Genomic DNA, 13,872 nt, shown 5'->3' with positions numbered 1-13,872 from the left:
TGATTCCGGCGTTTTCGGCGCTCCGGTTTGTCGTACCTGGATTTGTCACAGTCCACGTCACGATTCGGTTTGCCATGCCAATTGTCAAGCACACTACCGTACTGCCAAGAGAACCGCCGACACCTGTGTCGAAAGTAAATTCCCGACGAATATGATACCGGAAAACCCTGAATTGCATAATGTCCGGTGAATGGGAAATCCCTCCCATATACTTGACAATGAATACGTCATACCCATTGATCGATAAGGAGCCGAATATGGCATCGCTGCTGCAGGGTTTTGAAGAGGTCCGTCTGGTCAAGCCGGTCGGCAAGATCGTGATGACGGTGACCGATAACGCCGTACGGTTCAACAAGGCCACGGCCGTGGTGCTTGGCTACCCGGCATTCGTGAAGGTGCTGATCAATGAACGCACCAAGCAGATCGCCATCACCCCGACCACCGCCAAGGCGGATAACGGCATCAAGTTCAGCAAGGGCGAAGGCAAGCAGACCGCGTCGATCACCGTGCGTGACGCCGCCGTGGTGGAGGCCATCAAGCAGTTCTTCGAGATCGCCGAGGTTCCGGAGGATCAGGTCGCCTACCAGTCCGTGCTGGGTGAGTCTCATCCGAACGACAAGGCCGTGATCTTCGACGCCACCAAGGCCGAAGCCGGCGTGATGAAGCGCCGCGGTCGCAAGAAGACCGTCGCCACCGCCTGATCACCTGCTCCCCCCTGTGTACACACGCCTTCCGGAGAACGCCGAACCCGTTCTCCGGAAGGTTTTTCATTACCTGCCGGAAGAGCGCCGGCAGGACGACCGAGGGACGATAGGCTGTTTATAATGTTTTATATTCTTTTATAAACTTTTATATTTGGGAGCAGCCATGCCGAAGTCTAGGATCACCAATCCGTTCAAACCGAGTGCCGGCCATCTCCCGCCGGTCCTGATCGGACGCGACATCGTTCTTGACGACTTCCAGGAGGGGCTTGACAACGGGTCCGGTGCCCCCGGCCGCCTTATGCGCATCACCGGAGCCAGAGGTACCGGGAAAACCGTCATGCTTACGGAATTCCGCCGCATGGCCGAACAGCAGGGCTGGCAGACCATCAGTGAAACTGCATCCAAAGGCATGGCCCAACGCTTACTGGAAAAGCTGCGACCCAAGAAGGGAAATCTCAGTTTCTCATTTGAACCGTCCATTAGCGTAATGAGCATGGGTGGCAGTTTGGGCGGTGTTCATTACGAGCAATCCCGTATGCCGCTAACGCTACGAGAAGCCATGAGTGAACGTCTGGATGTATTGGAGAAGCATGGTAATGGGCTCTTGGTGACCATCGATGAAGCCCAGGCGGCGGACCGGGATGACATGGTCGCCATCGCCACGACCGTGCAGCATTTGACCAGTGAAGACCGCAATATCGCTTTTGTGTTCGCCGGTCTTCCTTCGATGGCTTCAAAATGGTTGAACGACGATGTCATGACATTTCTGCGTCGAGCGCAACCGGAACGGCTGGGAGATGTCCCGCTGACGGATGTTTCCCAAGCCTTCACCGATACCTTCACCAGCACTGGAATGCTTCTCGAAGGCGAAGCTCTGAGCCACGCCACACATGCGACCGCTGGATATCCGTTCATGATCCAATTGGTGGGATACCACATTTGGCGAGTTGCCAAACGCTGTCATCAAGAGGATTCCATCACGGTAACAATCGAGGATGCCGAGACCGGAGTCCGAGACGCTCTCAGCAGGTTAGGCGATACCGTGCATGGTCCGGAGTTGGATGGGCTCTCCCCCATTGACAAAACATACCTGCTGGCAATGGCTCAGGATGACGGACCGTCCTCGACTGCAGCGATCGCCAATCGTATGGGAAAAGACGCGCAATACGCCAACATGTATCGAATGCGACTTATCGAAGCACAGGTGATCGAAGAACGCGGATACGGAAAAGTTGATTTTGCCATACCGTATCTTCGAGAGTATTTGCGGGAGCACGCCGCGTATATTCGCATGGCCGGTGGCATCACGGATTAGGGTTCGCCCCCCCAAAAAAAACCGCTTTCGTGGTGTTATACGTGCGTTGCTATACTCGCACGTAGCAAGGCGTCCGCCGGGATCAGGTGGGTACCGCAATATCACGTCACGAATTACAGGGGCTCTTCCCATGCCGTTTTCCATCATCATCCGAGATAGGTCCGACTACCTGTTCTATCTCGCGCTGGCGATGCTTCCGGTGGATGGCACGGTGATCGGCGTGTACATGCCGTTCTGGACCCCGATCAGCCCGTGGCTGTTCCTGCTGTATGCAGCGGTGAATTGGCGGAGCGTGCTGCCCGATTCGTTGATGATCGACTCGTCCGGTGATGACTCTGATACGGCAGAATCCATCAAGGATACCGGTGCGAACGCCATCCCCGATATGATCCTCAACGCATGGTCCCGACTTCGGAGGATGGCTGATCGCAACCCGGCTCCCACCGCAGCGGCGATCATCATTATTGGGTGCTCCTGCATGGGCTGGGCCACCACGGGAATTCACCCCACACAGGCCCTGAACTCGCTGCTTGCGATCGCCGCGGCGGTATCGTGTGCGCTGTCCTTGCGGATCGCGATTCAGCGAAAGCGTCTCCCCTGGCGGCCCATGATCAATATTCTTCTGGCCGTGTATTGGCTCGCATTCGCAGTTGGCGTGATACAGCGCGTGGCCGTGTCCTTGGACATCAACGCGATCCGCGACTATTTCAGCCATCTCATGAGCCGTGAATACATCACCGCCGATTCAAAGTGGGGCGGCAACCGTCCGCAGTTCCTGTTCGCCGAGCCGAGTTATATCGGCATGCACCTGTTCGGTGTGCTGTTGCCGTTGTATTGGCTGCTGCGTCGGCGGGCACCGGATCTGGCCTATAACCTTGCGGCGCTGATCATCACGTTTGCGGTGGGCGCGGTGGTCATGGGAGCGGGAACGCGCATTGTGCTGGACTCCCTGGTCGCACTGATGTTGGTGATTGTGATGTCGACGGCCTGGCGTCAGCGGGATGCGATGAAACGTGGCCTCCTGCGGCTTTCCGGCACGGTCGCATTGGGATTCCTGGCCGTGGCGCTGAACAGCCGTCTGTCGTCGATCGCCTCGAACGGGGCGGCTGGCGATGGGTCGTTTTTCGCGCGTATCTGGCAGTCGCTCGGCGTGCTGTGCGGCATGGCACAGCATCCGGTGAACCTGTTGTTCGGTTTCGGCGCCGGCAACCTGTCCGACGCCACGCACCTCGGTGCCGAGACCGCCGTTCACGCATTGCGATCCTGGGAGTTTGACCCCACGAAAGCCGATCAATGGTACGCCGGCATCAATCCCGATTCCATGTTCACCATGAGCGCCTACACGAGTTTCCTCGGCGAATTCGGCGTCATCGGACTTGCCGCCTTGGTGGCGCTGATCATCGAACGCATAACCCACGCCCACGCCTGGAACAAGACCACCGTCTGCTGGCTGCTGTTCGTCGCCTACCTCTACGTCCAGTTCGAGGGATATGCCTTCTACGCCCTCCCACTGCTCCTGTGGGGATGCGGATTCACGAGACTTACCGAAGAAAAACAACACCCTAACCTCTGATGAAATAGGTGCGTGCACCAACGCAGCTGTCCGCATGCCTACAGCACCACAGGCATCCGCCGGTACTGCTCATCAGTATGTCACTGAGGAATCAGCTGACTTTCACGGGATGCTCAATTGTACCCCGATCACTGATTTTTCTCGCCGGTACGCCTCCCCATGTGGTATTCGCTTCGTCGATATCCTTGACCACCAATGCATTTGCACCGATTCTCACGTTATCGGCAATGGAGATACCACCGATAACCGTCGAATTAATCGTAAGTTCGACGTTGTTGCCGATCCGCGGAGCACCACCGTTGCCTTGTCCAATAACCACTCCACTAGAGATACTGCAATGATCTCCCACGCGTGCTTCACCATTCGTGATTATTCTCTGACCATGCCAAATGATCAGACCCTTTCCGAATACGTTGAAGCCAATTTCAGAACCAAGACTGTATTGCAACTTCCTGAACCGGTGCCGTAAAATAGCAAACATTATCAGATGATAAATTGATTTGTTGTTTTTATGATACTCGCATTTACGCAAAAGTGTCTTCAACTTGAATATGGGATCGAAGAAAGTAGCATAAACGACTCCATATCTCGGGGGCTGAGCTTTGCGGTCCTCGGCTATGAATTCTCGTAAGTCAGCTTTCGAATGAATTCTATCATACGCTTCCATACAATATCCTTCCCCCAAAAATAACACTACACTCGGCCGTGTGATCCGTTCTTCAGCTCGAATAGCAACTGAATGAACCGGTACAGATTGCGAAGGATCAATTCCCTTCTCAGAGAAGCCTGAAGAGAGACCTTCGTCATGGATGGAAGAATGTCGGTGAACCCCGCATCCGAGACGCTTCCCCTCACATCAGACGAGGAGAAACCTTGCTGCAGAGATCCACCAATCGATCGGAAAACCGATGCGATAATTGATTCCTGAGCCCTCCGTAGCACGGACTCGTCGAAGGCCCGTTCATCGATCAGCTTCTTCATTGAATCATATAGTTTCCGAAGATCGGAAAAATATGACAAAGATGCCTTTGCACATAGACCATCAGTATTAAAGAAATATCGATAAATAAACGATGGGCTCATCATTACCGTATCGACATACCGCACATAGCGGATGGCGAACTCAAGATCCTCTCCCATGGTCATAGTCGAATCAAATCTGATATTATGCTCGTCGATCACAGACCGACGATATATCTTGTTCCATGGTGGATTGAACTTCTGCCCCAGGAGATCTCGGCAATACTCTTCTACCGCTACCTTGCGATCGGCGATGTCGGCATATGCAGGCGCATAGCCGTCTTCCGGAGTTCCCTGCACCCAATTGCATTGCACAAGATCAAAACCACCGGTTTCACAAATATTCGTCACGGTTTGAACATAGTCATCAGCAACGGAATCGTCACTGTCAACGAACACCAAGTACTTCCCGCTAGCATGTTCGATGCCATAGTTACGTGCGGCGCTAGCTCCCTGATTATGCTGCGATAGTACGGTAATGAAATCATTCTCGTTTGCTATTGCATTGCAAATCGATAGCGATTGATCCTGCGATCCGTCGTCCACTACTATGACTTCACAACGGTCATTATTCTGGGCAACAAACGTGCGCAAAAGCCTTTCAATGCAGTTTCCCGCATCGTAAACCGGGATTATCACACTAAAAAGTACCGATGATGTGTTCATATCGTATGTTCACCCACCTAGTCAAGCTTTCCGGAATGACGACCACGTACACGATTCAAGCCAAATTTTCCTAAAATGCTTTCGAAAAATTCGTCGCGCACCAGCCACAGATACAATACGGAACCGATACCATATATGCATCCACCTGCAACGAGCTGTATCACCAATGCCATGAAGGTTGGCCCCAGAACTGCTCCGATCCTGAACACGACAATGGCCATTACTGCTCCTATGGGGAAAAGCCACAACGTGGGAACAAGATATCGAATCATGGGGAATTGACGTCGTACAAATAGCAGCTGAGCGAAGAAGACCGCGAATTCGGCGACGATGGTGCCGATCATCGCACCAACGGCTGCGAATCGTGGGATCAAGGCAAGGTTGACGACAAGATTCGCGGCAGCTCCAATCAGCGTTGAAATCACATACGGCCGGTCCAATTGCTGTGGGATCAGGTATTGAGTTCGTATGATGTTAGCCCAGGTGACAAAAATCAGACTGAATCCCAGACCAGCAATCAGCACTGCGCTTCCGGTAAATTCCGGTCCAAAATACACTGGAGCTAGTACGCTACTGATCCCGGCAAGCCCAAACGCGGAGCCAACAACCAGAATGGTGAAATAGCGAACCGAAATCCGGTTGAGATAGGAAATCCGCTCCCCGTCACTACTTGCCAGGAGCGTGGTGATTCGAGGCATCATCACAGTGCCGAAAGCCGTAATCAGACTGGAGGGGATATTGATGATCTTCTCCGCGTTATCGAACATGCCGACCTGAGCCATCCCAGTCATGGACCCCAGCATGACCTTATCGAGAAGCTTGTATATGCTGTACGCAATGGCAGGAACAAAGAGCAACAGTATCGGACGAATGTTCCTTTTTACCTCGGCAAACTGTGGCTTCTTAAAATCAACATACTTATGAAGTTGGAACCACAGGTACAGCTGGCTGAAGAACATGCCGAAGGACATGATGAATGCATAGATCCAAACATCGTCTCTATGCTTCACCAGCAGGAAGATGGCTACCACGGTGCTGACTTTGATGATCGCATTACGGGTAACGGTTATGGCGAATTGCTCCAAACCGAAAAAACACCAAGTGATATCCAGCACATATGAGAGCAATATTATGCTTTGGATATAAGCAACGATCTTATTACCGGAGAAAAAGACCGAAACAAATATGATATATACAACCAGTGCTATTACCGTGGTCACCAACTGGACCACATAGATATTGCAGAATGCCTGGGAAACCTTTCCCCTATCCGCTTTGGTCAGCGCTACGCTTCTATTGCCATGATTGGCGATGCCCAACATGCCAAACAGACCAAAATAGGTGACGATTGAAAAGATATATGAATATGTTCCCAATCCTTCGGCACCCAACACTCGGGAAACATATGGGGCCGTCACCAGTGGCAAAACGATTACCAGAACTTGGTACGCAATGTTATATGCCATATTCTTTTTCAACGAAGACATAAGGCACCTTCCAAATTTATTTACGCTTCTTCATGTCGCCCTGTTACTGAGCTCTCAATCAGGGCGATGATCTTCTCATCTACTGTTGAATCAAATTTACGAGCAAACAGCATTCCACTGTTCTTCAACATCGCAAAGTCTTCCTCCCGGAAGATGTAGGGATTTCCTCGTTCCCAATCGATGCAGTACCGTATGGCCGCATAGTCATTATTGAAGTTAGGCGTATACAGACGATCCTTGAAACGAGAATTCACAATCAGGGTTTGAATAAAGAACTCGTCACCGCATCGCGTTCTGCTGAATACCCGCTCGACCCATTGGCGTTGCGAGACTATGTATCGAGCACAGTCGTCAGTGATGCTGAACCAATTTGCCCCTTTTTGGTATTGGATGCCATAGCGACGTCCTCGATCAACCCAGAACTGTGCGCACATCATCACGCGATACAGTATTTTTTCCAGAATATTCTTGTTGCGTGAAGAGAAAAAGGCGTACTTTGCGACGCGTTCGTATGTCGTGCGGTCGACTTCGGGCGCGTCAAAGTGCACGTATTCCGTACCCTGATTCCGATCAAAGTACTCATGGATGGCATCCTGTGATTGCAACGGAAGATCCACGCCGGACATCAGGTGATAGTAATCGCAATGTTCCGCGGTAGCCGCCTCCAACAGGCGAAGCTCACACTCAATCTGAGAGAAGTCCCCCCATTGCACATCCACACGATTGGATAGGACACGAAGCTCGGCGAATTGCAGCTGACGGTCAAATTGGGTCCTGTCAACTACACCGAGCTTCGCATCAAGATGCAGGAATATGACATTACGACTGTCATCCAAGCATCGGAGTAACGCCCTCAATTGGTCGAAGCGATTGTGAGCGATAATCAGATACGCGTGCCGAGACATTATTTCAGGGCATCCACAACAGATTGAAGGTATCCGAAGGAAAGCTCGCGAAGAGACTCCAGCTTATTCGGCAGAGTGGAATAATCAGCCGGCGTGAACAGATCGATTTTCGACAGTTCCGCAATCGTACGGTACCTGGACATCAGACCGAGCTGGGTAAGGAACGAGCTGGCGCGATCATCGAGCGAGGTTTCACTGTGCTTGCTCCTGATGTACCAGAAGTTCTTCCGGTACAGGGTGCCGAACGCAGTGCCATGGAAGGAGCTCGTAATGAACAGAGCGGCATGCTTGACCATGTTCATGTAGACGTCGGGACCATACGATTTGATCAGCCGGATTCCGTTGCGCCAGCACATCTTCAACGTCCATTCCTTGGCCTCCATGAAGTACACCGGCATGCCGGTCTTCTTGGAAACGGACTTCAGGAACTTCTGCACCTCTTCGGTGATGCTGAAGCAGTAGTAGAAGATGTAGTCGCCTGAAATCACCGGACGCTCGCCGATATCGACAAGCTGCTCCCATTCATCGATGTCAAGCAGCATGGTGGGATCCAGACAGATCGGCACCTCGACGCCAGTGGCGGCCTTGATCCACTTCTGGGCGTTCTTTTCGCGAACCGAAACCTTATCGAACTTGGCGAAGTAGTCCTCGTAGCGGGTGGACGAGCCTTCCAGCTCGAAGGGATTGTTGGCACCGAAGCTCACGGCATAGGCGAATCGGGGACGATCCTTCACAAAGGAGAGGTAATACGCATCGTCGGCATCGATGCATTTGATATTCCATACCTGATCGCTACCGGTGATGAATGCCTTGTAGCTGTTTGCCACGGCAGCAAGCTCACGGGCGTCAGAGTAGGAATGCGGGGAGAGATGGAAATACTTCTTCTTGAAGGCTTCATATGCTGCGTACTGGCGATTCATCTCTTTCCCGTTGGTCGCCCAAATGATGCTTTTGATCGCCTGCTTCCAATTTTTGGGTTTGGGAATGGGAGCATACATGTTCTGCTGCCCACGGTTCGAGAAGTCGATCAGCTCGGTCTGCTGATGGAACCGATGCTCCAGCACATGCTGAAGTGCAAGAGCCTGCAGCATTGATCCGTTGTTGTGCGACGCGTGGAAAGTCATCATTCCGATTTTCTGATTTTCAGTCATGATAATCTCCTTTTATTATTGTTTAATTTCAACTGGCGCATTTGCGGTCTCATTAGAAAAATATCCGGTAAGCGCCACTAGAAACAGAATCATATAGACATAATTCTGCATTACGCCAGCCCAGAACAAAGTGGTTTCAAAAAGCGCGGAATACATGTACATAATGGCCAGACTGATCAAGATCTTTTTCACTGATCCCTCTTTCATCCTTGCCAATCCGACAAAGAGACCGATGATCATGGCAACATATATCGCGCTTCCAATATAGCCGGAAGTTACCAGAACATAAATATAGCTATTATCAAGCCAGTATGTCTTGTACGGGGTTTGATTCAAACCGTAGATCTCATTGGATGCAAGTCCCAAACCTATCAGCATGCGACCACTGTTCATGAATGTAGGAAGGGCAACATCAAACAATGTCTCGCGATTCGACTGGTTCAGCAAATCAACGAATGACAGTCCTGTCAGCCCATACGAGAAGAACAGTACGATCGCCACGACGATCATACACTCGACAAAGAAACGAATCCTTTGGCCGATTTTGCTGTTATGCAGCACCATAAAGGTGTAGCAAAGAAGCAGAATGACAAATCCGGAAATGGCATTTCTTGAAGCGCTGCCGAACAGCATGATGACGCTTATCAGTAAAGCAACGCCGCTGGTCCAATGCTTTCCGAACGGGAACACGTGCCTCTGTTGAAGTATCATCCAAATAATCACATAACATATGCAGAATGCACCCAGTGCGTTGTAGTGGCTGAAGCCATAGGTAACTCGGGCACGTTCCGAATCATTGAATACTGTTAGGATATTCAATGATGTGATATCAGATATATTTGTAATAAACTGAAACAGTAGGATGAATGTGAATACGTAATATGCGGTCAACAGAATTCCATCAAATATACGATACACATACGTTACCGCCACCGTGGAAAACACGACGAGCAGAAATAACGTCTGACGCATAAAGATACCATTTGTATATTGCGCCAAAGGAGGGTTGATGAAGATCTTTCCGAACAGCACTATATACACAACCAGAAGAATTGAAAGAAACGTCGACATATGGAACTTGCCAAACACTTCGTTCTGCTTGATCTTCTCAAGAAAATATAGTGCAAACATACAGCCTGAATACGCAAGCTGAACCACTGTCGTATTGAGGGGCACATAGTTCACTGTTGTCGTTATCGACGCACGGCTTAGCAATAGAAAAGCAAAAAGAAGCAGTGCCATAGACTTGCTATCAAAGCGTTTGTTCAGAATGTTGTTCATGTATCTCACCTCCTTACACTTGCCACAATCCCAAACGGATCAGACCCTGTTCTTCATCCGGTACAAGATAAAGACCATGTCATAGATCCAAGAGTTCATCTTGAACAACGTGAATTGAATTTTCTTTGGCTTTGACAAATACGTTGCCCGTTGGATATATTCCAAGTTGTCGCAAACTATTGTCTTGTACTTCGCCTTAAGCTCTTTGGGACAATCCACCTTGTTCTTCAGATATGAGTCATATACCGTCAATGCAGCTGATGCATATGACACATGCCCGACAACAGATAGTTCTGGATATTTATTGTCCAGAAAAACCATTTGCTCATATGCCGCATCAAGAAAATCACTGTTGATTTTCTTACTCTTGGTAATACTGTTGGTGCGCTGGAAGTAGTTATAGCACGCATCCGGAACATAGACGATCCTCTGCGCACGCTCGAAGATCCTGTACATGATGAAGAAGTCTTCACTCAACTTTCCTACAGGGAACCGTATATCCTCGAACAATTCCTTCTTGTACAGCTTGCTCCAAGCTCCCATGTCATACAGTCGGAATGTATTCATTTCTCTGATTGCATCAGGGAAATCAAGTACCTGTTCCGGCTCGATATTGGCTTTGGGAATGACCGCCCCATCATCAAACACGTAATTGATGCCACACACTGCAAGATCGCACGAATGCTTCAAAATCGAATACATGAGCTTCTCATACATAAACGGTTCGATGAAGTCATCGCTATCCACAAAACCAAGATAGTCGCCCTTGGCCACGTCGATTCCTGCATTTCGAGCAGAAGCCAATCCACCATTTTCCTTGTGAATAACCGAGATATGAGCATACCGTTGCGCGTAATTGTCACAAATAACGGCACACCCATCCGTTGATCCATCGTCCACGATGATGACTTCCATATTCGCGTACGTCTGCGCAATGATGCTGTCAATGCACTTCGCCAAAAATGGCTTCACATTATATACAGGCACAATCACGCTGATCAGAGGCTGAGGAACGCGATCCGTCATACTGTTACCTCTCGTTGTGTTTGCTTCGCGTCACCACCATGACGGCCGTACAATGCCAAGGTCTGGTCCACCACGGAATCCCAGCTGTACTTGCCGGTGATGTAGTCGGCGGCACTTACCTGCAGCTGCTGCACTCTGGTCGGATTCGCCAGCAATGCACCAAGCTCGTCGGCCAGATCATCGACATCGCCTTTACGGAACGTCACGCCGTGCTCACCAAGCACTTCCGTGCATTCGGGAATGTCGGAGGTCAGGCAGCAGCATCCGAAGCTCATGGCTTCCAGGAGGCTCATCGGCATACCCTCGAGATCACTGGGCAGCACATAGACGTAGGCGTTGGAGAATAGTTCCGCCAACTCGTCGCCCTCAGTAAAACCGGTCATGATAATGCGATCATCGCCGGTGACCAGCGACTTGATCTCCGCATGGTATTCTTTCGAATCCGAAGCGCCGCCGGCAATCACCAGCTTCTTGTCGGTATCCAGTCGCCTGAATGCCTCGATCAGATAGTGCAGTCCCTTTTCCGGCACGATACGTCCCAGAAACAGCACATATCCGCTCTGCTCCAAACCATATTTTTCAGCGATGATTCGGGGAGGGAGCCGGTTCCCACGCTCGATGCCATTGGGGATGAACCGGGTTTCGCGGCCATACGTATCCCTGAAATACTGCTGCACGTTATGACTGAGTACGATCACTTCATCGGCGCACTTTGCTGCAGTGCGTTCGCCGAACTTCAGATATGCGGACGCGAACCGTCCCCACTTGGCGCGTTGCCAATCCAGACCATGGATCGTGGCAACGGTACGGATGCCAAGCCAATGCGGCAGACGCAGCATTACGCAGGGCCCTTCGGCATGGTAATGAATCACATCCGGTCTGGCGGCAATGGCCTTCAGCGTAGCGAAGAACGAAGAGGTAAGTGCGGCGAGTCCTTTCATATTGAATGTACGGACAGGAATCACCTGCACGCCTTTATACATGTAGGGCTTATCGTCGTTCGATTCATTGTCGAATTCGGCACCGGCAACGTTATGGCCCTTACGGTTGTATGCCACGACGCTATTCCCTCGAGCAGCCATGCGTGTGGCGAGCTCGTCAACGACGATCTCGATACCGCCTTCGCGTGAGGGAATTCGCTTATGCCCAATGAATGCGATCTTCATAGACTAGCTCTTCTTCGTCTTCTTTGGAGACTGTTTGGTATTGCGACGGGTACGGCGGGACTTGCCGTCCTCGCCATCGCCGTAGTAGTAGTAATAGTTGTCGTCCGACTTCTCCTCTTCCGAGAAGTTCAGCACGGCACCGGCAACGGTCACATTCAGTGTTTCCAGTTCCTCGGCGGCCGCGCGCACATCGTTCTTCTCGCCGTGTCCAAGACCGGACACGAACAGCATGGTCGCGCCTTCCTTCACGAAGACAGCCGCATCATTGGCCACCTTGAGCGGAGCGGTATCGATGATCACGGTGTCATAGAGATCGGAAACCTGAGCCAGCAGGGATTTCATGGCCTTGGAATTGAACAGAATGCCCGGATTCGGCGCACGCTTACCGGCCGGCAGGATATGGAAGTTCTCCTTCCAATACTGCTGAATGGCGTCAGTGGACTTCACCTGGTACGTGAGCAGCTGACTCAGACCGACGCTGCCGTTCATCGACAGTGCCTTGGCCACCGACGGATTACGAAGATCGGCGTCGATGAGCAGCACCTTCTTGCCGGCCTCGGCATAGGCAGCGGCGAGATTCACCGACGTGGTGGTTTTGCCTTCCGATATGCCGGCGGACGTGATGACGATCAGATTGGAACGATCGCCCTTGTCCGGCATCACATAGGTCAGATTCATGCGCAGACGGCGAATATCCTCCGCCTCGCGCGATGCAGGACGAGAAATGACCACAGGCGCCTTGCCGGCGTATACCTCATTATCGGTCAGGGAGCCCAGAATCGGGGCGTCAAGGATGCTTTGCAGATCGGATGCCTTGCGAATCTTGTGATCCAGCAAATCCAACATGACGGCTATTGCCACTCCAAGAACGACAGCGACAACAAATCCGACGGCAATATTCAGTTTGGTATTCGGCGCGCTGGGAGCCTTCGGCACCTGAGCGGTCTGGACAATGGACAGATTGATCGGTGACGACTCCGAAGCGTCGGAGCTGTACAAAGTGGTGGACACCTGTTCCTTGAGGCTCTTGGCGACATTATTCGCTATTTCGGAAGCCTGCTTGGGATTCGGGTCCTTTGCTGTGATATCCACCAAAAATGTGCCGGAAGGCTGCGATGCCGAGACCTGACGCGCCAGCTCGTCAACGGTAATGTTCAGCCCCATCTCATCAATCACCGGCTGCAGAATCGACTCGGTCTTCACCAGCTGCGGGTAGGACTGCAGCTGCGTATTGATATATGTCGTGGCGCTATTACGATTCATCACATCGCTGTACTGACCGCCATCACCCGTAGCGCCCTTATAGCTTGCAAAAACCTCCGCAGTCGCTGAATACTGCGGCGTTTGCAGGAACGTGTATCCGCAGACGGCAGCCACTACGACCACAAATGTCGCTATCGCCGTGATCAGGTGCTTTCGTACTGCATTCAATACGTCAAGAATGGTCACTGCCGGCCCCCTCCTTACTCTCTTCTGTCTCGTGCCACTTCAACGGGATGGACTCCAGCGCACCCGTCCTATCATTCATATAGCCCCCTAAACTTTATACGGGGGCGTCTACCAGTCTACCCTCTTAAT

General features: G+C 51.4%; 12 protein-coding genes. 3 read left to right on the top strand and 9 right to left on the bottom strand.

All coding sequences use genetic code 11. The features are described 5' to 3' along the window. Nucleotides 1–257: 257 nt before the first annotated feature. From EP30_RS02150 to EP30_RS02140, 3 genes are all read left to right on the top strand, one after another. Nucleotides 258–701, top strand: coding sequence for a hypothetical protein (locus EP30_RS02150; protein ID WP_094661734.1), 444 nt, complete (start codon nucleotides 258–260; stop codon nucleotides 699–701). A 166-nt stretch (nucleotides 702–867) separates the two neighbouring features. Continuing rightward, complete coding sequence (locus EP30_RS02145; RefSeq protein ID WP_140555773.1) at nucleotides 868–2,019, top strand: ATP-binding protein; 1,152 nt, start codon at nucleotides 868–870, stop codon at nucleotides 2,017–2,019. Between the two features lie 130 nt (nucleotides 2,020–2,149). Continuing rightward, on the top strand, nucleotides 2,150–3,592 hold the full coding sequence (locus tag EP30_RS02140) for a hypothetical protein (RefSeq protein ID WP_140555770.1): 1,443 nt from the start codon (nucleotides 2,150–2,152) through the stop codon (nucleotides 3,590–3,592). A gap of 91 nt (nucleotides 3,593–3,683) precedes the next feature. Here the strand turns inward: EP30_RS02140 and EP30_RS02135 are convergent, their stop codons facing one another. From EP30_RS02135 to EP30_RS02095, 9 genes are read right to left on the bottom strand one after another with little or no spacing between them, the layout of a single operon-like run. Further along, nucleotides 3,684–4,259: a serine acetyltransferase gene (locus tag EP30_RS02135; protein WP_140555768.1), complete on the bottom strand. Its 576-nt coding sequence runs from the start codon at nucleotides 4,257–4,259 to the stop codon at nucleotides 3,684–3,686. Nucleotides 4,260–4,285: 26 nt separating this feature from the next. Further along, nucleotides 4,286–5,278, bottom strand: coding sequence for a glycosyltransferase (locus EP30_RS02130; RefSeq protein WP_140555765.1), 993 nt, complete (start codon nucleotides 5,276–5,278; stop codon nucleotides 4,286–4,288). Between the two features lie 17 nt (nucleotides 5,279–5,295). Then, nucleotides 5,296–6,765, bottom strand: a complete 1,470-nt coding sequence (locus EP30_RS02125; protein ID WP_140555763.1) for a flippase — start codon at nucleotides 6,763–6,765, stop codon at nucleotides 5,296–5,298. Nucleotides 6,766–6,785: 20 nt separating this feature from the next. Further along, complete coding sequence (locus tag EP30_RS02120) at nucleotides 6,786–7,670, bottom strand: beta-1,6-N-acetylglucosaminyltransferase (protein ID WP_140555761.1); 885 nt, start codon at nucleotides 7,668–7,670, stop codon at nucleotides 6,786–6,788. Continuing rightward, entirely contained in the window at nucleotides 7,670–8,821 is a 1,152-nt protein-coding gene (locus EP30_RS02115) for a polysaccharide pyruvyl transferase family protein (RefSeq protein ID WP_140555759.1), read from the bottom strand. Before EP30_RS02115 ends, EP30_RS02120 begins: the two co-directional genes overlap by 1 nt. Before the next feature lie 15 nt (nucleotides 8,822–8,836). Next, a complete protein-coding gene (locus tag EP30_RS02110; protein ID WP_140555756.1) occupies nucleotides 8,837–10,102 on the bottom strand; it encodes an O-antigen ligase family protein in 1,266 nt (421 codons plus the stop codon). A gap of 39 nt (nucleotides 10,103–10,141) precedes the next feature. Beyond that, the gene (locus tag EP30_RS02105; RefSeq protein ID WP_140555755.1) at nucleotides 10,142–11,128 is read right to left on the bottom strand and encodes a glycosyltransferase; all 987 of its coding nucleotides are present in this window, start codon (nucleotides 11,126–11,128) and stop codon (nucleotides 10,142–10,144) included. Then, nucleotides 11,125–12,294 (bottom strand): glycosyltransferase family 4 protein, encoded by a 1,170-nt coding sequence (locus EP30_RS02100; protein WP_140555753.1) that lies wholly within the window; start codon nucleotides 12,292–12,294, stop codon nucleotides 11,125–11,127. The genes EP30_RS02105 and EP30_RS02100 overlap by 4 nt, the downstream gene beginning before the upstream one ends. 3 nt (nucleotides 12,295–12,297) lie before the next feature. Beyond that, nucleotides 12,298–13,743, bottom strand: coding sequence for a polysaccharide biosynthesis tyrosine autokinase (locus EP30_RS02095; RefSeq protein WP_140555751.1), 1,446 nt, complete (start codon nucleotides 13,741–13,743; stop codon nucleotides 12,298–12,300). Nucleotides 13,744–13,872: the final 129 nt, after the last annotated feature.

This window comes from Bifidobacterium sp. UTCIF-39, assembly GCF_006408715.1.
Classification (GTDB): Bacteria; Actinomycetota; Actinomycetes; order Actinomycetales; family Bifidobacteriaceae; genus Galliscardovia; species Galliscardovia tissieri.
Note: the sequence above shows the minus strand (reverse complement) of the source record. Positions and strands in the feature narration are given on the sequence as shown.